The following is a 21,034-nucleotide window of genomic DNA, read 5'->3' on the forward strand; positions in this document are numbered from 1 at the left end:
TATGAGACGTGTTAAGGCTACAGTAGCTTATGACGGTACAGACTACGCCGGATACCAGTTCCAACCGAATATGCGGACCGTGCAGTCTGTCATCGACAAGGCGCTTGTGAAGCTTCATAAAGATAACTCCATCTACTCGGTCGCGAGCGGAAGGACAGATGCAGGTGTGCACGCATGGGGCCAGGTGATCCATTTCGACACGCCTTTGGAGCTGCCGCTTGATCGCTGGCAGATGGCAATGAATGTTTTATTGCCGAAAGATGTGCGGGTCGTCAAAACGGAATTCGTCGATGAGGATTTCCATGCGCGCTATTCCGCAACGGGTAAAACGTATATGTTTAAATGGTCGTCAAGTGAAGTGCAAAGTCCCTTTGAACGCAATTATGCAGTCCATTTGGGAAAGTGGCGGCCGGATGTCACTAGGATGCGCGAGGCTGCCAAGTACATTATCGGTACGCATGATTTCACGAGTTTCTGTTCCTCCAAGACTGCGACCTCGAACAGAGTACGCACGGTCAGGGAACTGACTGTTGAGCAACAAGGCGAAGAGCTGATCATGACGATTGAAGGCGACGGTTTTCTGTACAACATGGTACGGACAATTGCCGGCATGCTTTTTGCGGTTGGGATCGGTTGGAACGAGCCTCAGGACATGAAGGAAATCCTTGAGTCGAAGGACCGGAAAAAGGCTGGGAAAACAGCGCCAGCACACGGTTTATACTTGATGAATGTCACGTACTAGACCCATGTCAACTTTTCCTGGCGTTTTCTAATAAAACGCTTGACTTATGAACGTATTCAATATAAGATGATAAATGGTATTTCAATAACCCCACAATAAGCCCCGGAAAGTTTATTTGTGTTTAGGGATAGAGAAAACGGAACAGATTTGATATTTTTAGGAGGAAACAATACATGCGTACAACATTCATGGCTAAAGGTCACGAAGTAGAGCGTAAATGGCTCGTTGTCGACGCTGAAGGACAGACGCTTGGTCGTCTAGCTTCTGAGGTTGCATCAATTTTGCGCGGCAAAAACAAACCTACGTTCACACCACACGTTGACACTGGCGATCACGTAATCATCATCAACGCTGAGAAGATCCAATTGACTGGGAATAAATTAAAAGATAAAATCTACTATCGCCACTCTGGCTATACTGGTAATCTTAAACAACGTACTGCGCTTGAAATGCGTACGAACTATCCAACTAAAATGTTGGAACTTGCGATTAAAGGGATGCTTCCAAAAGGCCCACTTGGTCGTCAAACATTCAAAAAACTTCATGTCTATGCTGGACCGGAACATCCACATACGGCACAAAAACCAGAAGCATATGAGCTTCGCGGATAATTAAGAGGAGGAAACACTTTTGGCACAAGTACAATATATCGGCACTGGCCGTCGTAAAAGTTCAGTAGCTCGTGTACGTCTCGTACCTGGCGAAGGTAAAATTGTCGTCAACAACCGTGACGTAGAAGACTACGTACCATTCGAAACACTTCGTGAAGTGATCAAACAACCACTTGTAGCTACTGAAACACTTGGCAGCTATGACATCCATGTAAACGTCCACGGCGGCGGTTACACAGGTCAAGCAGGCGCAATCCGCCACGGCGTAGCACGCGCTCTACTTACTGTAGACCCTGACTTCCGCGGAACTTTGAAATCTGCAGGATTGCTTACTCGTGACTCCCGCATGAAAGAACGTAAAAAATACGGTCTTAAAGGCGCGCGTCGTGCACCTCAGTTCTCAAAACGTTAATTATCAATACTTCAAGACTCTTTTCACTTATGTGGAAAGGGTTTTTTGTTTAGTGATTTTAGAATTAAGCCGTATGTATTGGAATTTAAAAGAATTTTCATTACTTTGAAAGTGCAAACACGAAGAATGAGTTATCAAAATAAAATAACATTCGTGTTTCCGTTGACCGACTTACAGTTTTTATGCTATAAATAGAAAAGTAAAAAACAGCTTCAAAAATCATGCATTAAAAAACATTTGAATAGTGAATGTATAGGCTCGAGAATATGGCTCGAGCGTTTCTACATGGTAACCGTAAACTACCGGACTACATGAGCGAATGACTGGAAATGATGTATTTCCGTTATTTTTCGTGTATGGCAAACTGGGTAGAGTATACTATCCGGTTTTTTTGTGTTTTTATGCAATTGAAATGCTTGCTAAGGCATGTGAATATCTTCCCGCTAATAACGGGAGACTAAGCGATATCGAATCAAACAATTTTATAATAAACTGCGGATTTCGGGATTCAATAAATCAGTATTCATTTAAATTATCATTGACAGGAGAGATACTATGCAATACATCTGGGGGATTTGCGGCATCATCGGTATATTAGCAATTGCATGGGCCTTATCGACAGCTCGTAAATCCATTAATCCGAGAACTATTTTTGGCGCTTTGGCCATCCAAATTATTTTTGGTTTTATGGTGTTGAAATGGGAGTTCGGAAGAGACATTTTGCAATTCGTTTCAGGGATTGTCCAAAAGGTAATTGACTCATCCAATGAAGGAATTCAATTTTTGTTTGGAGGGGTTCTGGGGGCAGAGGGTGCAGGATTCACCTTTGCATTTAATGTGCTGCCTATTATCATTTTCTTTTCGTCCTTAATAGGGGTGCTTTATTACTTAGGAATTATGCAATTTTTGACGAAAATGCTTGGAGGACTATTGGCGAAAGCCCTTAAGACAAGTGAGACTGAATCGATGTCGGCTGCCGCCAATATTTTTCTTGGTCCGACAGAAGCTCCATTAGTCATTAGACCTTATATCGAAAAAATGACAAAATCAGAGTTGTTTGCAGTAATGACAGGGGGCTTGGCGTGCGTATCTGGAGCCGTATTAGGCGGTTACGCCATGTTAGGTGTCCCAATCGAATATTTGTTGTCGGCAGCTTTCATGGGGGCTCCGGCGGGATTATTATTTGCGAAGATTATCGTTCCTCAAACGGTAGAAATAAGCACAGCTGAAGATGTTCGAATGGTGAAAGACACTGAATCCAGAAACGTCATCGACGCGGCATCCCGTGGGGCGATGGATGGAGTAAAAATAGCGGTTGGTGTTGGTGCAATGTTGATCGCGTTTATCTCTATCATCTATTTGATTAACTTGATCACTGGAGCAGTTGGCGGGTTCTTTGGATTTGAATCGTTATCCCTAGATAAAATATTAGGTTATCTATTCTTCCCAATTGCATTCCTCATTGGTGTCCCTTGGGAGGAAGCAATGCAAGCCGGTTCCTTTATTGGCCAAAAATTCATCCTGAATGAATTCGTTGCCTACACTTCTTTCGCACCTGAAATAGCTAACTTATCACCTAAGAGCGTTGCCGTGATCAGTTTTGCGCTATGCGGCTTTGCCAATCTTTCATCGTTGGCAATGCTCATTGGCGGTTTAGGAGGAATCGCTCCTTCGAGAAGACAAGACATTGCGGAGATGGGATTCCGAGCAGTCATCGCAGCGACACTTGCCAATCTGACGAGTGCGGCCATTGCGGGGATGTTAATTTAACCAAAGCTTGGATATGACTTTTTCTGCTTGAAATTCATTAAGAGGACTGTCAATTTTATGGCAGTCCTTTTTGTTTGGGCAATTGACAATCAAAGTGCTGGACGGTACGCTGCGCTCGTAGTTAAGATGAAATAAGTGAATACGAGGAGGTTTTAGGCATGAAAGAAATAACGACAGCAGAACTGCAGAAGAAGCTTGAGAATGGTGAAACTCTTCATATGATCGATGTAAGGGAAGAGGATGAAGTAGCACAAGGGATGATTCCCGGTGTAATCCATATTCCGTTGGGGGAAGTTCCAGACCGTCTGGAAGAACTCGATCAAACAACACCGTATGTGATCATTTGCCGATCAGGCGGTCGTAGCGGAAGAGCAGCAGAGTTTTTAGAGGCGCAAGGATATGACGCGACAAATATGGTCGGCGGCATGTTAGACTGGCAAGGAAATGTTGAATAAGCAATGCAAAAAGGGAGCCTATACGGCTTCTTTTTTTGTCCGCGTCTAAACTCCGTGTGCTATTAGGCCCTTAATTTCTGCAGAAACCGCAGAAATACAGCAAATCGAACCCTTCGCAGTTCGATTTGCTCGGCTCATTAGTCGAAGGTGCTTTGTGGCAAGAACCTCTGCTCGCAACGCTTCGCTTATGCTCCCTTAGGGTCGCAGGAAAACATTGCTTGCAAAAGCCGTTCTGCGTAGCGGCAAAAGCTAAGATGTGCTCGCAACGCTGCGCTTATGCTCCCTTAGGGTCGCAGGAAAACATTGCTCGCAAAAGCCGTTCTTCGTTACGGCTTTCGCTTTTGCTAATACAAGCATTCATATCTTCGTGAAGGTCTGCGTATAGTGAAGGAAAAAGGCGGTGTGAGATTGAAACGATGGCTTATCATCGGGTTATTATTTGCAAGCTCCCTTCTTGTCGTGCTCTACGGTGTGAATGCCTCGGACAGGGGGTTTTTCATGCCTGAACAGCTGGGGGGAATGAAGATTGTCATTGATCCAGGGCACGGGGGGTTGGATGGCGGGGCGTCAGTTGGGGAAGTGGTAGAGAGGGATATTACATTAAGCATTGCACATGAGTTGAAGAAGAGGCTTGAAAAGAAGGGTGCCATGGTTGTCATGACGCGTGAGAAAGAAGGAGATGCGATTGCGGAGCATGCACCAACTGAGAAGTTCGGGACGATTCGGCAAAGGAAGCTGGCTGATTTGAAGTTGCGTGAAAATATCGCCATCGAAGAGGATCCCGATATCTTCCTCAGTGTGCACGTCAATGCAATTCCGGAACAAAGATGGCGGGGGTCCCAAGTGTTTTATCATGCGGAAGGACATCCCGGAGGCGAGCTATTGGCTAAATCGATTCAAGGATCTTTCGTTACGAATTTAAAAAATACCGAGCGTGAAGCCTTGGCGATCAAAGGGGTTTATTTATTGAAGAAAGTTCCAATGCCTTCTGTCCTCATAGAAACCGGCTTCATCTCAAATCCTGAGGAACGGGCATTGTTGACGGATCCCGCTTACCGTGGGAAAGTGGCAGATGCAATTGTTGAAGGGATTATTCAATTTCAGTTATCGGAAAAACAGTGAATATCAATTCCGACTTTGTAGAAGGTTCAATATGGTATACTTAGGGAAGAATGAATAAATCTCTAAGGAGTGGCCATATTGATAAACGAACAAATTGTCCGTGACGTAGTAGGCGAGTTGAAGGATCCGTTTTTACATAAAACACTTGCGGAAACTGATGGGATTATCAGCGTATCGGTTAAACCGGAGAAGAAGCATGTCAGTGTAAAATTGGCCATCGCTAAAGTCAACACGGCGGAACAAATGAACTTGCAGATGAAAGTGGTCGAAGTGATAAAAGCTGCTGGGGCGGATTCAGTCGGTATTCGATTTGAAGAACTTCCGCCCGAGACACTTGAGAAATTCCGTGGCACTGCGACGGAGGCGGAAGCCCAGGACTTGCTGTCTCCGTTGAATGATATTGAATTCATATCGATTGCATCCGGGAAAGGCGGCGTCGGTAAATCGACCGTATCCGTGAACTTGGCGGTTGCGCTCGCTCGTCTCGGAAAAAAGGTCGGTTTGATCGATGCGGATATTTACGGATTCAGTGTGCCGGACATGATGGGCATTACCGAGTTGCCGGTGATCCGTGAAGATCGGATCATTCCTGTGGAGCGTTTCGGAGTGAAAGTGATTTCCATGGGGTTCTTTGTCGAGGATAACGCTCCGGTCGTATGGCGCGGACCGATGCTCGGGAAAGTGCTGGATCAGTTCTTCCGCGATGTGGACTGGGGTCCTCTGGATTACCTCATCCTTGATTTGCCGCCTGGAACAGGTGACGTTGCGCTTGATGTCCATCAAATGATTCCTTCCTCAAAAGAAATCGTTGTGACAACGCCACATCCAACTGCTGCATTCGTGGCGGCACGTGCAGGTGCGATGGCGCTCCAAACGGATCATACGCTGCTTGGCGTCATCGAAAACATGGCATGGTTTGAATCGAAGCTGTCTAACGAAAAGGAATATGTATTCGGACAAGGGGGAGGCACACGGTTAGCGGAGGAATTACGCACCGAGCTTCTAGGCCAAATCCCGCTTGGGCAGCCCGATTGGAATGAGACAGATTTCGCGCCTTCCGTTTATGCTGAGCATCATCCGATTGGCCAAACGTACACCGAAATTGCAAAGGCAGTTATCGATAAAACGCAAAAATAAAGTAAAACGAACAATCAGTGGGACCCAATTTACCCCCACTGACTGTTCGTTTTTTTAGCCTCCGTTGAGTTTCCGCATGTATAGTGGGAGTAAGTCTTGGGCTAACGTTATTTTCCGCCTCCACCGCTACCGCCGCCTCCACTGTTGCCTCCGCCGCCACCGCCAGCACCCCCAGCACCTCCACCGGAGTCACCGCCGCCGCCGCCCTTCTCAGTTGGCGCTACTTCACCAGCTTTCAGGATCAGCTCCTGCCATTTAGCCTTCAGTAATGGACTGTTAATTGTTTCCTCAATGGATTTCTCCATCTGTTTTTTCATATCCGTCGATTGCAATATGGTTTCCATTTGCTTTTGCATATCTGGCTGGCCGAAAAACTCCACCATTTCCTTTTGAAATGAAGAGTCGTTAATTAACTTGGACATGATATCCTGCTGCTGATCTTTCATGCTTTTCGCGATTTTTTCGGTGAATTTCGGATCTTCAAATGCTTGCTTCCAAAACTCCTCGCCTTTTTTCGACAATAACGTATCCTCGATAGATTTCTTCACTTCCTGCTGCTCAAGCACCATCAATTCCCTGAATTCAGGATCGGACAGCATTTTACGGACAGCTTTTTTTCCATCATCCGTTTGCAAAGCGTCCGTCATCATCTTCTTCATTTCATCGTAATTCGGCCCTTGCTGTTGCATGCTGCAGCCCGAGAGAAGTACGGCAAGTACAAGTAAATGAACCCATTTTTTCATCATGAGATCAATTTCCCTTCCGATAGCATTTTCAATTATTGTTCACAATATGAAGAGGAATATGCATTAGGCATCCGAGGAAATAGATTTTTTGGCAAAACGCTGATACACTATTGAGAGCAATTTAAAATGGGGGAACAGTATCGTGACCATACGAAATTGGGTTAAATTCTTTTTTACTGCATTGATAATTGGAGGAGTTGTCACGGGCATCCTAGGATTGATCGTCCGTTGGGAATTCTTTTCGCAATATTTGTCTGCGGGAGAATATATAGAATTTCTTAGCGCTTTATTATGGATGATCTTTCTCGGGTTTACGATGAGTGTCGTTGCGCAGATGGGTTTTTTCGCCTATTTGACTGTGCATCAATTCGGCGTGAACTTATTTAAGACATTGACATTATGGAACTGGGTACAGCTGCTGATCATTGCGGTCGTCATCTTTGATCTCGTGTTTTTCAGATTCAAATTAACGGCAGGGGAAACAGGGCGGACCATTCTATATTTGACTTTGTTATTTTCCTTATTGGCTGTCTCCATCGTCACTGCCTATTTCAAAGCGAAATTGACGAAGAAGCACACACTCATATCCGCATTGTTTTTCATGATTGTCATTACGACACTTGAATGGCTGCCGGCTTTAATGGTCCGGTCGGGCAATATTGATTCATGGGTGACGATTTTATTATTCCCGCTTCTTGCGGTCAATGCCTATCAGCTTCTCATGCTGCCGAAGTATAACCGCCAATCCGATGAGGACAAAGCGAGGCTTGATGCACGTAAACAAGCGCGTAAAACGGCGGAAACTGCAAAAGCGAAATGATGAAAAGCGCAGTTCCTCACTTAATGGGGAACCGCGCTTTTGTCTACGTCTACAGAATAATAGCCTCAAAACACCTGCTCCCTTAGGGTCGCAGAAAACATTGCTCCCTTAGGGTCGCAGAAAACATTGCTCCCTTAGGGTCGCAGAAAACATTGCTCCCTTAGGGTCGCAGAAAACATTGCTCCCAACGCTGCGCTTGTGGTCGCAAAAGCCGTTCTTCGTGACGGCTTTGCCTCTAGGCAGGCGCCCTGCGCTTTTGTTATTTCGGAATTTTTTTCGTTTTGATGGACATATTGAACAGGACATCTTCCAATGATTTGTTCTGGCGCGTTTCAGCCAGCTTTTTGAAGTCGGTTACCGTAATCCTTTCCTCGCGATAATGCGGAATCGAAATGATTTCACCTTCGATGACCGGTGGCGGCTCTCCTGTATACCAGCGGACAGACGAACCAAGGGCGTTCACTTCCGTGTCCCAAAGAGCGGCCCGCAGCGAATGAGGGAACTGCTCATCGGACGTTCTGAACCATAGTGGCTTGGAGCCGAAAATTTTCTCGTATCTTTCTAGCTGTGCTATCAGGAGAGGTGTATTCTGTTCATACTCAATCCCGGCATGTCCCAATAAGCCGGTAGGGATATTACGTTTCTTGATCAATTGTACGATTTCAGGAAAGCGCCCGGCCCAATCCATATCAAGAAGAAGCAATGGGTAGGGAGCCTTTAATTCATGGATCAGCTGCTCCACTTCCTCATCTCCGAATGAAATATTAATGGTCATCGCAGATCCCGACATTCCTCTGACGATCACTTCATGCGGCTCGTCCGTCAATCGAAAAACAGACTTCAACGAATCCGATCCGGGCATGCTTGGGAAAAACATTGCAGCAGCACAACATACGATAATTAGAAGAAATAGTTTTGCTCTCAAGTTACATCCCCTTTGAAACGAAATCTATAGGGTACTTTATGATAGAGGCTTGACCAATATGATTGGAACATGCTAATATAAGAAAGTCGTTACGGGGTAATGAAATTAAAGTTGATTTTCCCCAGGCTATCAGTTAAACTAAATAATGTCGTTGGGAAAATTAATTACGATTCCGCAGTAGCTCAGTGGTAGAGCAATCGGCTGTTAACCGATCGGTCGTAGGTTCGAGTCCTACCTGCGGAGCCATTTTTATGCTTCCATAGCTCAGTAGGTAGAGTGCTTCCATGGTAAGGAAGAGGTCACCGGTTCGAATCCGGTTGGAAGCTCCAGTTGAAACTTAGAATTCTGTTTCATAGGCAAGACACTTTTTTTATGTCCGCCTGCTTTCTGAGTAGAGATTTTTAAAAAAGGCTTGCACTCTGACTGCGAATTTGTTACTATAGCATTTGTGCGATTCAGCAAGAGATATTTATTATTATAGTATGGCCCCTTGGTCAAGCGGTTAAGACACCGCCCTTTCACGGCGGTAACACGGGTTCGAATCCCGTAGGGGTCACCATTTTTATTTTTATCTTAATAAATTATTTTAACTCGGTGGGGTAGCGAAGTGGCTAAACGCGGCGGACTGTAAATCCGCTCCCTCAGGGTTCGGCGGTTCGAATCCGTCCCCCACCACCATTTATACATACATCTGGGAAGCAGCTTGTCACGATATATCATTGGGGTATAGCCAAGCGGTAAGGCAACGGACTTTGACTCCGTCATTCGTTGGTTCGAATCCAGCTACCCCAGCCAAACTTTTTTAGCGCTTCGCGATAAAAAAGTTTTGCGAGCAATGCCGTAAGGTAATTGCGAGCACAAGGTTTTAATACCCAAAGCATTCCACATAAAAAAGAATTGCGAGCAAATCGGTTTTAATACATCAAGCACCATCAATAATTCCCTTACTAATCAACAACCACAATCCACATACAACCCACTCAAATCCATCCATTGATAGGATTTTTTTTATTGCCAAAAATCCCCCTACTTTCAATAAATATTCATAAAGCGGGTCAATCCCATACAGATGTAAAGAGTATCACAGACAGCTATTGTATAGTAGAGACAACTGAAAGAAACGAGAACTCTTTGCGGGAGAACGAGAACTATTCTGCCGTAAACGAGAACTCTACCAGAACGAACCTCATCTAGGAACTGCTTCAGCAGAAAGGATTTGTATCTCATGCATGATTATTATGACAAGATGCGGAAAATAACGGGCGAGAACAATCAGCAGGAAGTGGAGAAAATACTTGCAGATATAGCATTTGCTCTCGACCAATCAGTCATCATTGCGATGACCGATCGCACGGGGAAAATAACCTATGTCAATGAATTGTTTACCAATATATCAAAATACGAAGCGGAAGAGCTGATCGGAGCGACACACTCAATTGTCAATTCCGGCTATCATTCGAAAGAGTTTTTTAAAAACATGTGGTCGACGATCGGCAGTGGAAAGATCTGGCACGGAGAAATTTGCAACCGTGCGAAGGATGGCAGTTTCTACTGGGTGGATACGAAGATTGTCCCGTTTTTGAATGAACGAGGAATTCCGAACAGGTATATTTCCATCCGTTATAATATTACGAAAAGAAAGCTCATGGAGGAGAAGATTCGCAAGGACGCCGAAAATTATCGAAAGATTGTCGAAGAAAACCGTGACCTGGCGTATAACGATCAACTAACTTCTTTGCTTAATCGCAATTCATTCGGCAAGGAGTTGCGTGCGGTTATTAATGAAAAATTCGGGTGGAGACTAGGGGTTGTTTACTTGAACATCGACCGATTGCGCAACGTGAATGATTCCTTCGGACAGGAAACCGGCGATTATGTACTGTCGATTGTCGCGAAGCGGTTGAAGAAAGTACTTTGTTCCGATGATATCATCGGTAGAATATCGGGTGACGAATTTGCATTTACGTTAACAGAGGCGAGTAATGAAGAAAAAGCAAAGCAGTTGATGGAGAAAATAAAGGCTTGTTTGGAAAGTCCAATCAGCATTAACGATGAAACGTGCACCATCTCCACAAGCAGTGGGATTGCCCTGTTTCCGAAGCACGCGAAAACGGCGTCAGAGCTAATTATGAAGGCGGAAAAGGCTCTTCATTATGTTAAGGAGCGTGGCGGCCGAAACTATCGAGTTTACGAGCCGGGGACAGCTACCAAAACGTTGGAACGCATTTTATTGGAACATGAATTGCGTAAAAGTGTTCAAATGGGACATTTCACGTTGGAATATCAACCGAAAATGAATTTGTCGCGTGGAAAATTATCAGGGATTGAGGCATTGGTTCGCTGGGATCACCCGGATCTCGGTCGGATTCCGCCGAATAAATTCATCCCTTTAGCCGAGGAGACGAAAATCATCTTACCATTGGGCGAATGGGTTTTGCGTGAAGCTTGCAAGCAGGCGGTACAATGGAAGCGTCAAGGGTATATGGCTTTTCGTTTGGCAGTGAATATGTCGACCGTCCAACTGGAAGATCCGGATATCGTCGAGTCGATCAAACGAATTTTATTCGAAGAGAAAGTTGAACCGGAACTTATTGAAATTGAGCTGACTGAGAGTTCCTTCGCGGATCGGTCTGAGATGCGGGATGCTATTGAACGGATCAGGGATTTAGGCATGCATGTCTCGATCGACGATTTTGGAACCGGGTATAGCACGTTCAGCTATATAAAGGAACTGCCTGCAGATACAGTAAAAATCGATATGTCATTTGTAAAGGACATCGAGGTGAATGAAAATAGCAGGGCGATTGTCAAGGCAATTATAACATTGGCTGACACTGCGGGTCTCAATGTCATTGCTGAAGGGATCGAGACAGAAGAGCAAGCGAATATTCTACATAAATTAGGTTGTAGGGAAGGCCAAGGGTATTTCTTCAGCAAGCCCCTGTCTCCAGCTGATTGTGAACTCCTGTTTTTGAAATCCGGAGAAAATGAATAAATATCCAAAAACTTGTCAGGTTGAGCCATTCCGGTAGAAGAATTACAATATGGATGGGGGGCTGACAACTATGAAAAAAATGAAAATATCATTAATAGGCGTTCCGCTAGATTACGGACAAAGCCGTAGAGGCGTGGACATGGGACCAAGCGCAATTCGATATGCCAGCGTGGTAAACAGATTGGAAGCGATCGGGCACACGCTGCAGGATGAGGGAGATGTACAAGTAAGCGCAGTTGAACGAAAAGATCAGGAAATTGCAAAGTTGAAAAACTTAGAGGAAGTTGTCCAAGCGACTGGTGAACTTGCGAACCGAGTAGCTATGGTCGTAGAGAAAGGAAACTTTCCTCTCGTACTCGGAGGCGACCATAGCATTGCCATCGGGACAATAGCAGGTTTGACATCGAAATACAAAAACTTAGGCGTCATCTGGTATGACGCACATGTTGACATGAATACGCCAGAAACATCGCCGTCAGGCAATATCCACGGGATGCCGCTTGCGGTCCTGATGGGACTGGGACATGAGAGACTAGTGAATACTTACCGGGAAGGGCAGAAAGTGAAGCCCGAAAATATAGTCATCATCGGTGCACGTTCAGTCGATCCGGGGGAACGTGAGCTTATTAAAGATCTAGGCATCAAAGTGTTTACAATGCACGAAATTGACCGGGATGGAATGACTTCGGTCATGAAAGAAGCGATTGCTTACTTGCAGAAAAAGAACGTTGACGGGGTTCACCTATCATTGGATCTGGATGGGCTCGATCCACTTTACACACCTGGAGTCGGAACACCGGTGGCGGGCGGGATAAGCTATCGTGAAAGCCATCTCGCAATGGAGATGCTTGAGGATGCAGGCATAATCACGTCAGCTGAATTTGTCGAAGTAAATCCAATACTCGATGAAAGAAACAAAACTGCTGATGTCGCAGTCGGATTGATGGGATCCTTGTTAGGGGAAAAATTACTCTGAGAATGGCCGCCTGGGTTTTCATCCAGGCGGTTTTGCTTGTTTAGCCGTAATTGATTTTTGTAAAAGAATTTCCTAAAAGAACGGAAAAATTTATCAATCTTTGGTAAAATAAAAAACATGGAGTAAAAATGAAACCAGTTGGACCCTTCGAACGTATAGAAGGAACAGCCGCATAGAGCGGAGGATGAAAGTCATTGGATGAATTGGTCAATAAAAGAATAAATCAAGTGATCAAAGGCGATCAGGATGCATTCGAGGAAATAGTCACCATGTTTCAACATCGGCTGTATCATGTTTGTTATCGAATGCTCGGCAATCCCCAAGAAGCGGAAGATATAGCCCAGGAGGCGTTTGTACGTGCCTATGTAAATATCCATACGTACGATCAAAAGCGGAAGTTCTCTACTTGGTTATTTCGGATAGCAACAAACTTATGCATCGATAGAATTCGAAAAAAGAAGCCGGACTATTATCTTGATGCAACAGTGCCCGGAACTGACGGCCTGAACATGTACTCGCAGATTGCGGCATCCGGCGACTTGCCGGAGGAAGAGGTAGAGCGTATGGAAGCGCAGCAACGTGTCCAATATGAAATTGGGCGGCTTCCCGAAAAATACCGTACCGTCATTATCCTACGCTATATGGAAGAATTGCCGTTGCAGGACATCAGTGATATTTTAGAGTTACCACTTGGAACCGTGAAGACCCGGGTTCACCGTGGACGGGAAGCATTACGGAAGCAGATGGGTACTATGTAGGAGGGAATCATGTATGAATACGTGTCAGGAATCAGTGATCCATTTAATGCACGCGTATTTAGACGGAGACATTAGCCGTGAAGAAGAGCAAGTGCTGCAAAAGCATCTTGTTGAATGTGAACATTGCAGGGAAATGATGGATGAACTGAAAATGGCAGCTTTATTCTTGAAGGATACAGCTCCAGTTCAAGCACCGGAAGGATTTGTCTCAGGCGTCATGGCACGTCTCCCAAAAGAAAAATCGCAAGCAGGCTTTCAGCGCCTATTACGCAGGCACCCACTCGTGGCTGCGGCTGCACTATTTTTACTATTAATGAGCGCTACGCTCTTTTCAAGCTATAGCAACAACCAGCAGTTCTCTTTCACGAAACAGCCGAATCTTGTCGTTGAAGGGGAAACGGTAGTAGTTCCCGCCGGTGAAGTTGTGAAAGGTGATATTGTCGTCAAAAATGGAAATCTCCGTATCGAAGGGGAAGTGGATGGCAATGTAACAGTTATTCATGGTTCCAAATATATGGCTTCGACAGCAGTCGTAACAGGGAAAAGCGAAGAAATTGATCAGGCCTTCGACTGGCTATGGTATAAAATCAAGTCTACCATCAAGGACATCATCCCTTCTTCGGATGGCGAGCAACAGGAAGAATAGTCAAGCGACTGCCTTCCCGGCAACGGGGAGCGCAGTCGTTTTTTTCATCACAATGAATGCTGCTCGCGAAAAGCTTTCCTTGGTAGGAAACAAAACTAGGCTGAAAACGTTCCCATTAGTAACCAGTCTAATTTGTTTTCAAGAGCATTGAAACTAGGCTGTATGATATACTGAGGTATAGAATTTGCAATGAAGGTGAGGGAAGCGCATGCCAGGTTGGGATATGATAACAAACTCAAGTCCGGTTGAAATACTGAAAAATATAGTGGATGTGCTTCTCGTTTGGTTTGTTTTCTATAAATTAATCACCATCATAAAAGGCACGAAAGCTGTACAGCTGTTAAAAGGGATTTTCGTCATTTTATTTGCCCGGATTCTTACTGAATACTTTGGTCTTGATACATTGAAGTGGATGCTGGATCAAGTGTTGATGTTCGGTTTTCTTGCCATTATTATCCTTTTCCAACCCGAGATACGCCGCGCTTTGGAGCAGCTTGGCAGAGGGCGCTTATTTGCAAGGTCGCAATTGCAGGAAGAAGAGGAACGTGACCGCATGATTGAAGCGTTTACCAAGTCGGTGAGCTATATGGCAAAACGGCGGATCGGAGCGCTTATTTCGATTGAACGGGAGACCGGCCTAAGTGAATATATTGAAACAGGAACGCCGTTGAACTCAGATGTCACGTCTGAATTACTCATCAATATATTCATCCCGAATACGCCGTTGCATGACGGGGCCGTCATTTTGCAAAAGAATCGCATTGCGGCTGCGGGCTGCTATTTGCCGCTCTCGGAAAATCCTTTCATTTCAAAGGAGCTCGGAACCCGGCACAGGGCGGCGCTTGGCATCAGTGAAGTGACCGATGCCATTACAATTGTCGTATCCGAAGAGACGGGTGCCGTCAGTATCACAACTAACGGCGACATTAACCGGAATCTATCGATGGAGGATTTTGAAAAACAGCTGCGGCAAGTATGGTTTGGGGCAGAAACCGAAATGTCTTCTACTCCATTCTGGAAATGGGGGAAACAAAAAAATGGTTGATAAGTTAATGGATCGTCCATGGTTTCTCCGTTTCACAGCATTGGCGCTCGCCATCATCCTATTCTTTTCCGTCCAGTCGGAGAATGAAAAAAAGACGAACTCCACAATCGGTGATTCACAGGGTACCATTCACGATGTACCTGTGGAAGTGCTAATTGATAATGAAAATTTCGTCGTAACCGGAGTCCCTAAGACAGTCAATATGGTAATCGACGGGCCTTCAAGCCTCGTCCAGTCGGCAAAACTGTTGAAGGATTTCACATTGAAGGTCGATTTACGGAGACTGGAGATGGGGAGACATACGGTCAAGATACAAGCTGAAAACCTATCGGATAAGCTGGACGTAAGATTGGATCCGGCGACTGTGGACGTTGTCATTGAAGAGAAAGTATCAAAAACGTTCCCAGTTGAGCCTGAATTTAATGAGCGGTTGCTTGCGGAAGGTTATTATGCTGTGAAAAAGGAAGTCGAGCCTTCCACCATTGAAGTGACTGGCGCGAAAAGCGTCGTGGATGCAATCAGCTTTGTGAAGGTTTCCGCAACCGGAGATTCTGGCATCAATAAATCATTTGAACAGAGAGCACGTGTAAGGGTTCTCGACCGCGACCTGAATAAATTGGATGTCACGATTGCGCCCGAAGAAGTGACGGTCAAAGTGGAAGTGCGAGAAAATAGTAAAGAGGTCCCGGTCGTCCTAAGGCAAAAAGGCGAGCCAGGCGAGAATATCGTCATCGACTCTGTTTTCACAGATACGAAAACGGTAACTCTGTTCGGTCCTCAGAAAACCCTTGAGACCATTGACAGCCTGCGGGTGGATGTGGATATCTCGAAAGTGAAGGCATCAGGAAACGTTGAAATTAGCCTTCCTAAGCCTAAGGGAGTGTCCAAGCTCTCGGAGGAGAAGATTAAAGTAAGCATCAGCGTGTCGGTCGCAGAGGGAGAGGAGCCACCGCCTGATGTATCCATGAAACCGACAACTGACGTGGAGAAGGACGTAACAAAAGAATTTAAAAATATCCCTGTCACAGTGTTAGGTCTGGATGAGAAATATAGCAGCACTTTTTTGAAGCCGCCAAATGGAGTTGTCGATGTGACGGTGACCGCTAAAGAGGAAGTCATTAATGCACTCGACAGTTCAGATTTCAATATTAGCGTAGATGCTTCCGGGACCGATCAGGAAGGGGAGCATTCATATCCTCTTACTGTAGTAGGCCCTGATAATATTGCCTGGAAGCTTTCAGAGAATGAAGTCACATTGGAAATTAAGCTTGCATAATAAAGAAGCTGATTAAGAGCATTGAAAGGGAGTATGGATTATGACAAAGTATTTCGGAACGGATGGCGTCCGTGGGATAGCAAATAAAGAATTAACGCCGGAGCTTGCATTTAAACTAGGCCGGATTGGCGGACATGTGTTAACGAAAGCTTCCCAGGAGACATCCCAGGTGCTTGTTGGACGGGATACCCGCATATCCGGCCATATGCTGGAAAATGCTTTAATAGCAGGTTTGTTATCGGTGGGAGTTGAAGTGATGAAGCTAGGAATCATCAGTACACCGGGTGTCGCCTATTTGACGCGCGTCATGAATGCCCAGGCGGGTGTCATGATTTCAGCATCCCACAACCCATTTGGAGATAATGGCATCAAATTTTTCGGGGCCGATGGTTTCAAATTGACAGATGAGCAGGAAGAGGAAATTGAATCCCTCTTACACGAAGAGACAGATAGCCTGCCACGTCCGGTAGGTGCTGATGTCGGCACTGTTACGGATTACTTTGAAGGCGGCCATAAATATATCCAGTACTTGAAACAGACGGTCGATGAGGAATTCACAGACCTTCATGTCGCCCTAGACTGTGCACACGGTGCGACTTCTTCACTAGCTACGCATGTCTTTGCCGACCTTGATGCAGATTTGACGACAATAGGCGCATCTCCGAACGGCTTGAACATTAATGAAGGAGTCGGCTCGACACATCCCGAAGGACTCAGCCAGCTCGTGATCGAAAAAGGTGCAGATATCGGACTTGCTTTTGATGGGGATGGAGACCGTCTAATTGCCGTTGATGAACTCGGGCGTGTCATTGATGGGGACCAAATCATGTTCATCATCGGCCGCCATCTACAAGCGAAAGGCCGCCTAAAGTCCGACACGATCGTTTCAACGATCATGAGCAACCTCGGCTTCTATAAAGCATTGGAGCGGCACGGCATGATGAGCGTCAAAACAGCCGTAGGTGACCGATATGTCGTCGAAGAGATGCGAAAAGGTAATTACAATCTCGGCGGAGAGCAATCCGGCCACATCATCTTCCTCGATTACAATACGACAGGTGACGGTCTGTTGACTGCCTTGCAGCTTGTCAACATCATGAAGCGAACTGGCCGTAAACTATCAGATCTTGCAAGCGAGATGACAATTTATCCGCAGGAACTTGTCAACGTCCGAGTGACGGATAAAAACAAAGTGACCGAAAATGCAAAAGTCGCCGCGGTGATAAAGGATGTAGAAGAGGAAATGGCTGGCAACGGCAGAGTCCTCGTCCGTCCATCAGGAACTGAACCTCTCGTCCGCGTAATGGTCGAGTCACCGGATCACGACGACTGCGAACGCTTCGTCAACCGCATTGCAGACGTGGTTCGCGAGGAAATGGGCATAGACGAATAAGCAATGTAAAGGATGAAGGAAATTACTACAATTTCCTTCATCCTTTTTTATTGGAGCTGTTATCAGGCGGTTACGGTGTTGCATTAGGCGGTTCAAGCGGGTTATGAAATGAATAAAAAACCGCATCCTCAATTGGATGCGATGGAAATACATAGTTAGAATACACGTTGGAATTTATTCCGGATGATGATCGCTGTTGAGTTCAAAATGAACAATGCTACTAGCAGGACAATGATTGTGGCGGCGGCCAAATTGGCATATTCCGCGACTAGCGAAGCATCCAACGTCCAGTAATAGATTTGCATCGGCAATACTGTGAAGCGGTCCATGATGCTTCCTGGGAATGGGATCAGCAATGCGGGAATGCCGATGACGACGAGCGGCGCGGTTTCGCCGATGGCCCTGGATAAGGATAGAATGGCTCCAGTCAAAATTCCGGGAAGGGCTGCCGGCAGGATAATTCGTTGAATCGTTTGCCATTTCGTCGCGCCTAGCCCATATGCAGCTTCACTTAAAAAGAAGGGAATGGAACGGATTGCTTCCTGACTTGCAACGATGACAATCGGCAAAATCAATAGGGACATCGTCAACCCTCCAGCAAGGACGATGTTTCCGAGGTCTAGCACCCGTACAAAAACAGTTAAACCGAGGATTCCGTACACAATGGAAGGGACGCCCGCCAGATTGGAAATATTCGTCTGAATGAAGCTGACCAGGCGACCTTTTTTCGCATACATCTCCAAGTAAATCGCCGTGCCGACGCCTACAAACATCGTAACGGGAGCAACGACAAGCATAAGCCAAAACGTTCCGAGGATCGCTCCCATGATGCCGGCACGCTCAGGTTGCGTTGATAATTTACCGGTCAAGAAATCGAAGTTGACCGAACCGATGCCTTCCGTAACAACTTTGACGAGCAAAACTGCCAGGAAGAACAGTCCGAAAAACGCAGACAGCATAAAGATGGACTTCGAAAACCGGCTCAGGAATAAACGACGCTTCGTCCGCCGCATATGTTGTTTTTCACTAAGTTGATTCATCTTAATATTCCTCCCTGAACTTTTTGGAAACAGCCCTTGCAATAAGGTTCATCACGAGTGTGAAAACGAATAGGGTCATCGCGACTGCATACAAGCTGTAATAGACTGTCGATCCGGAAGCGGCGTCTCCGCCTGTCACTTCGACGATGTAAGCGGTCATCGTCTGCATCGACTGGGTTAGATCAAAAGTAAAGTTTTTCGTGCTGCCGCTCGCAATCGTCACAATCATCGTTTCCCCGATGGCACGTGATATTCCGAGCACAAACGAAGCGATGATGCCGGAAAGGGCTGCAGGAATAACAACTTTACAAGTAACTTCGAGCTTCGTTGCACCTAATCCGGATGCCCCTTCACGCATCGAGTTCGGAACGGAACTCATTGCATCTTCGGATAGGGAGGCGATCATCGGGATGATCATGACACCCATGACTAAGCCGGGGCTAAGGATATTCGTCGCTTGGAGACTCGGAATGAATTCACGTAATAGCGGCGTTACAAAAGTGAAGGCGAAAAACCCATAGACGATTGTCGGTACACCTGCCAGCAACTCAAGCACCGGCTTGACGACTTTCCTCACTTTAGGGGACGCATATTCGCTCAAGTAGATGGCGGCCATTAGCCCAATTGGCGCGGCTACTGCCATCGCAATCAAAGAGGAAGTGACGGTACCCATCAATAATGGAAGCACCCCGAATTCGGGATTCTGACTCAACGGCTTCAAGACGGTGCCAGTATAGAAATCGAGGAACGGCACACGTTTGAAGAACTCCACTGTTTCAGATAACAATGTCCAAATGATGCCAATTGTCGTCAGGACGGACAATGAGGCGATTATGGCGAGGAAGCTGGGTATGAGCCGTTCAATCCTTCTTCTGATTGAATTGCCTCGTTGGTTTTGGTCGATCATGTCTCGGATATTCACTTTTTCTGACTTAGGTAGTTCGTGATTTATCATTAAAAGATACCCCTTCCATTAAGATGCAAGAGGATGAAGGCTATAACAGCCCCCATCCTTCCAATCTACTTTTACAGGCCATCTAGGAAACTGACGTTTTCTTTCACTTCCGATTCCGGAATCGGCGCAAAGCCTGTTTCACCTGCAAATTTATTAATATTGTTCATGACATACATTGCGAAATCTTTAACTTGCGGGTTTTCTTTTGCCTGATTCACATTCAAGTATGTGAAGACCGGGCGTGTGAAGTCCGCATAAGCACCATCCTCAGCGATCGTATCTAACGCTGGCTCGACAGGACCGTTTCCGAAATCGACAGCAACGGCATTCATCTTGTCTTGGTTATTGACGTAGTAGCCGTATCCGAAGAACGCGATTCCGTTCTTGTCCTTTGAAACAAGGTTCACAAGTGTCGAGTATTCCTGCTGCAAGTTGACTGAGCTATCCATGTCTTGCTTATCTAAAATGCTTTCATAGAAAAATTCATATGTTCCGTGGTTTTCATTCGGCCCCATTGCATTGATCTTTTCATCCGGCCAGTCGGGATTGATGTCAGACCATTTTTCGACAGGACTATCAGCTAGGAAGATGCTGACCAATTGTTCAGGCGTCATTTCAGTTGCCCAATCATTTTCTTTATTGATGACGAAAGTAAGGCCATCCAAGGCAACCTTTAATTCTTTTACTTCGATGCCGAGCTTATCTGCTTCTGCTGCCTCTTCATCTTTGATTTGGCGGGAAGCATTATTGAAGTCCGTTCCGTTTTCAACGAGGAATTTCTTGAACCCTGCGCTGGTACCTGCACGGCTCACTTCAACGGATACGTTCTCTTGTTCGTTCACCATATACTCTTCTGCAAGGCGAGCCATAAGCGGGTACACGGTTCCGGAACCGTCAATGGCGACACTGCCTTCCAGTTCTGCTCCTTGCGCGGATGCTTTGTTTTTGTCCGATTCCCCGGGATCGCCGTCCTTGCCGCATGCCGCAAGAACAACTGCAAAAGTAGCGATGATCATGAATAAAAGATACTTGTTGAACTTCATTGATAAATCCTCCCCTGGTTTAAGTTCTACTTTGGATGAAGGAATCTCCTTCACAACTAAATCATAACGGCTCATTGTTAAGTGAGTGTTGTTAATTTGTAAATGTAATGTAAATTAATTTTTATTAATAAATAAAACCCCGCTCTTGTGTTGAGCGGGGTTCAAGG

The 21,034-nt window shown here is 45.7% G+C and carries 20 protein-coding genes, 5 tRNA genes and 1 riboswitch; of the genes, 20 read left to right on the forward strand and 5 right to left on the reverse strand.

The genetic code is table 11. From position 1 onward, the window contains the following. Position 1 precedes the first annotated feature (1 nt). From truA to M3193_RS11910, 7 genes are all read left to right on the forward strand, one after another. The gene (truA, locus tag M3193_RS11880) at positions 2 to 742 is read left to right on the forward strand and encodes a tRNA pseudouridine(38-40) synthase TruA (protein ID WP_251627912.1); all 741 of its coding nucleotides are present in this window, start codon (positions 2 to 4) and stop codon (positions 740 to 742) included. Positions 743 to 915: 173 nt separating this feature from the next. Next, complete coding sequence (rplM, locus tag M3193_RS11885) at positions 916 to 1,353, forward strand: 50S ribosomal protein L13 (RefSeq protein WP_251627914.1); 438 nt, start codon at positions 916 to 918, stop codon at positions 1,351 to 1,353. 19 nt (positions 1,354 to 1,372) lie between these two features. Next, on the forward strand, positions 1,373 to 1,765 hold the full coding sequence (gene rpsI / locus M3193_RS11890; RefSeq protein ID WP_251627916.1) for a 30S ribosomal protein S9: 393 nt from the start codon (positions 1,373 to 1,375) through the stop codon (positions 1,763 to 1,765). A 228-nt stretch (positions 1,766 to 1,993) separates the two neighbouring features. Beyond that, a riboswitch (purine riboswitch) is annotated at positions 1,994 to 2,095 on the forward strand. Between the two features lie 225 nt (positions 2,096 to 2,320). Beyond that, entirely contained in the window at positions 2,321 to 3,535 is a 1,215-nt protein-coding gene (locus M3193_RS11895; RefSeq protein ID WP_251627918.1) for a NupC/NupG family nucleoside CNT transporter, read from the forward strand. Positions 3,536 to 3,693: 158 nt separating this feature from the next. Beyond that, positions 3,694 to 3,990, forward strand: a complete 297-nt coding sequence (locus M3193_RS11900; protein ID WP_251627920.1) for a rhodanese-like domain-containing protein — start codon at positions 3,694 to 3,696, stop codon at positions 3,988 to 3,990. Between the two features lie 408 nt (positions 3,991 to 4,398). Further along, entirely contained in the window at positions 4,399 to 5,112 is a 714-nt protein-coding gene (locus M3193_RS11905; protein WP_251627922.1) for an N-acetylmuramoyl-L-alanine amidase, read from the forward strand. 78 nt (positions 5,113 to 5,190) lie between these two features. Beyond that, positions 5,191 to 6,249, forward strand: coding sequence for an Mrp/NBP35 family ATP-binding protein (locus tag M3193_RS11910; RefSeq protein ID WP_251627924.1), 1,059 nt, complete (start codon positions 5,191 to 5,193; stop codon positions 6,247 to 6,249). A 107-nt stretch (positions 6,250 to 6,356) separates the two neighbouring features. Here M3193_RS11910 and gerD read toward each other — a convergent pair whose 3' ends face one another. Continuing rightward, on the reverse strand, positions 6,357 to 6,995 hold the full coding sequence (gene gerD / locus M3193_RS11915) for a spore germination lipoprotein GerD (RefSeq protein WP_353056403.1): 639 nt from the start codon (positions 6,993 to 6,995) through the stop codon (positions 6,357 to 6,359). Positions 6,996 to 7,137: 142 nt separating this feature from the next. Between gerD and M3193_RS11920 the strand changes: the two genes are divergently transcribed. After that, the gene (locus M3193_RS11920; protein WP_251627926.1) at positions 7,138 to 7,815 is read left to right on the forward strand and encodes a KinB-signaling pathway activation protein; all 678 of its coding nucleotides are present in this window, start codon (positions 7,138 to 7,140) and stop codon (positions 7,813 to 7,815) included. Between the two features lie 259 nt (positions 7,816 to 8,074). Here the strand turns inward: M3193_RS11920 and M3193_RS11925 are convergent, their stop codons facing one another. Further along, complete coding sequence (locus tag M3193_RS11925) at positions 8,075 to 8,740, reverse strand: hypothetical protein (RefSeq protein ID WP_251627928.1); 666 nt, start codon at positions 8,738 to 8,740, stop codon at positions 8,075 to 8,077. 171 nt (positions 8,741 to 8,911) lie between these two features. On the opposite strand from M3193_RS11925, the gene M3193_RS11930 reads away from it, so the two are divergent. The 12 genes from M3193_RS11930 (at position 8,912) to glmM (ending at position 17,829) form a co-directional block, all read left to right on the forward strand. Next, a tRNA-Asn gene (locus M3193_RS11930) sits at positions 8,912 to 8,986 on the forward strand. Positions 8,987 to 8,993: 7 nt separating this feature from the next. Then, positions 8,994 to 9,069 (forward strand) — tRNA-Thr (locus M3193_RS11935). A gap of 155 nt (positions 9,070 to 9,224) precedes the next feature. Then, positions 9,225 to 9,299: transfer RNA gene (locus M3193_RS11940), tRNA-Glu, on the forward strand. Between the two features lie 34 nt (positions 9,300 to 9,333). Next, positions 9,334 to 9,418: transfer RNA gene (locus M3193_RS11945), tRNA-Tyr, on the forward strand. 42 nt (positions 9,419 to 9,460) lie between these two features. Next, positions 9,461 to 9,535: transfer RNA gene (locus M3193_RS11950), tRNA-Gln, on the forward strand. Between the two features lie 430 nt (positions 9,536 to 9,965). Next, positions 9,966 to 11,735 (forward strand): putative bifunctional diguanylate cyclase/phosphodiesterase, encoded by a 1,770-nt coding sequence (locus M3193_RS11955; protein ID WP_251627929.1) that lies wholly within the window; start codon positions 9,966 to 9,968, stop codon positions 11,733 to 11,735. A 70-nt stretch (positions 11,736 to 11,805) separates the two neighbouring features. After that, a complete protein-coding gene (gene rocF, locus M3193_RS11960; protein ID WP_251627930.1) occupies positions 11,806 to 12,711 on the forward strand; it encodes an arginase in 906 nt (301 codons plus the stop codon). A 194-nt stretch (positions 12,712 to 12,905) separates the two neighbouring features. Continuing rightward, positions 12,906 to 13,469: an RNA polymerase sigma factor SigW gene (gene sigW / locus M3193_RS11965; RefSeq protein ID WP_251627932.1), complete on the forward strand. Its 564-nt coding sequence runs from the start codon at positions 12,906 to 12,908 to the stop codon at positions 13,467 to 13,469. A gap of 13 nt (positions 13,470 to 13,482) precedes the next feature. Further along, the gene (locus tag M3193_RS11970) at positions 13,483 to 14,115 is read left to right on the forward strand and encodes a zf-HC2 domain-containing protein (protein ID WP_251627934.1); all 633 of its coding nucleotides are present in this window, start codon (positions 13,483 to 13,485) and stop codon (positions 14,113 to 14,115) included. A gap of 208 nt (positions 14,116 to 14,323) precedes the next feature. Then, positions 14,324 to 15,160 (forward strand): diadenylate cyclase CdaA, encoded by an 837-nt coding sequence (gene cdaA / locus M3193_RS11975; protein ID WP_251627937.1) that lies wholly within the window; start codon positions 14,324 to 14,326, stop codon positions 15,158 to 15,160. Beyond that, positions 15,153 to 16,436 carry a CdaR family protein gene (locus M3193_RS11980; RefSeq protein ID WP_251627939.1) on the forward strand — a complete coding sequence of 428 codons (1,284 nt, stop codon included), beginning with the start codon at positions 15,153 to 15,155 and terminating at the stop codon, positions 16,434 to 16,436. Before cdaA ends, M3193_RS11980 begins: the two co-directional genes overlap by 8 nt. A gap of 40 nt (positions 16,437 to 16,476) precedes the next feature. Next, positions 16,477 to 17,829 (forward strand): phosphoglucosamine mutase, encoded by a 1,353-nt coding sequence (gene glmM / locus M3193_RS11985; RefSeq protein ID WP_251627941.1) that lies wholly within the window; start codon positions 16,477 to 16,479, stop codon positions 17,827 to 17,829. Positions 17,830 to 17,984: 155 nt separating this feature from the next. Here glmM and pstA read toward each other — a convergent pair whose 3' ends face one another. The 3 genes from pstA to M3193_RS12000 form a co-directional block, all read right to left on the reverse strand. Next, positions 17,985 to 18,842 (reverse strand): phosphate ABC transporter permease PstA, encoded by an 858-nt coding sequence (gene pstA, locus M3193_RS11990; RefSeq protein WP_435372048.1) that lies wholly within the window; start codon positions 18,840 to 18,842, stop codon positions 17,985 to 17,987. Between the two features lie 28 nt (positions 18,843 to 18,870). Beyond that, positions 18,871 to 19,824, reverse strand: coding sequence for a phosphate ABC transporter permease subunit PstC (gene pstC, locus M3193_RS11995; RefSeq protein WP_251627945.1), 954 nt, complete (start codon positions 19,822 to 19,824; stop codon positions 18,871 to 18,873). Positions 19,825 to 19,895: 71 nt separating this feature from the next. After that, positions 19,896 to 20,867, reverse strand: a complete 972-nt coding sequence (locus M3193_RS12000) for a PstS family phosphate ABC transporter substrate-binding protein (RefSeq protein ID WP_251627947.1) — start codon at positions 20,865 to 20,867, stop codon at positions 19,896 to 19,898. Between the last annotated feature and the right edge of the window lie 167 nt (positions 20,868 to 21,034).

It is taken from the genome of Sporosarcina luteola (assembly GCF_023715585.1).
GTDB classification, from domain to species: Bacteria; Bacillota; Bacilli; order Bacillales_A; family Planococcaceae; genus Sporosarcina; species Sporosarcina luteola_D.

Bases quoted from the DNA above. Each gene is read 5' to 3' on its own strand.
- glmM (WP_251627941.1), top strand. From the start codon at position 16,477: ATGACAAAGTATTTCGGAACGGATGGCGTCCGTGGGATAGCAAATAAA.
- M3193_RS11955 (WP_251627929.1), top strand. From the start codon at position 9,966: ATGCATGATTATTATGACAAGATGCGGAAAATAACGGGCGAGAACAAT.
- pstA (WP_435372048.1), bottom strand. From the start codon at position 18,842: ATGCGGCGGACGAAGCGTCGTTTATTCCTGAGCCGGTTTTCGAAGTCC.
- M3193_RS12000 (WP_251627947.1), bottom strand. From the start codon at position 20,867: ATGAAGTTCAACAAGTATCTTTTATTCATGATCATCGCTACTTTTGCA.
- M3193_RS11970 (WP_251627934.1), top strand. From the start codon at position 13,483: ATGAATACGTGTCAGGAATCAGTGATCCATTTAATGCACGCGTATTTA.
- rocF (WP_251627930.1), top strand. From the start codon at position 11,806: ATGAAAAAAATGAAAATATCATTAATAGGCGTTCCGCTAGATTACGGA.
- M3193_RS11895 (WP_251627918.1), top strand. From the start codon at position 2,321: ATGCAATACATCTGGGGGATTTGCGGCATCATCGGTATATTAGCAATT.
- M3193_RS11980 (WP_251627939.1), top strand. From the start codon at position 15,153: ATGGTTGATAAGTTAATGGATCGTCCATGGTTTCTCCGTTTCACAGCA.
- pstC (WP_251627945.1), bottom strand. From the start codon at position 19,824: ATGATAAATCACGAACTACCTAAGTCAGAAAAAGTGAATATCCGAGAC.
- M3193_RS11900 (WP_251627920.1), top strand. From the start codon at position 3,694: ATGAAAGAAATAACGACAGCAGAACTGCAGAAGAAGCTTGAGAATGGT.
- gerD (WP_353056403.1), bottom strand. From the start codon at position 6,995: ATGATGAAAAAATGGGTTCATTTACTTGTACTTGCCGTACTTCTCTCG.
- rplM (WP_251627914.1), top strand. From the start codon at position 916: ATGCGTACAACATTCATGGCTAAAGGTCACGAAGTAGAGCGTAAATGG.
- cdaA (WP_251627937.1), top strand. From the start codon at position 14,324: ATGCCAGGTTGGGATATGATAACAAACTCAAGTCCGGTTGAAATACTG.
- truA (WP_251627912.1), top strand. From the start codon at position 2: ATGAGACGTGTTAAGGCTACAGTAGCTTATGACGGTACAGACTACGCC.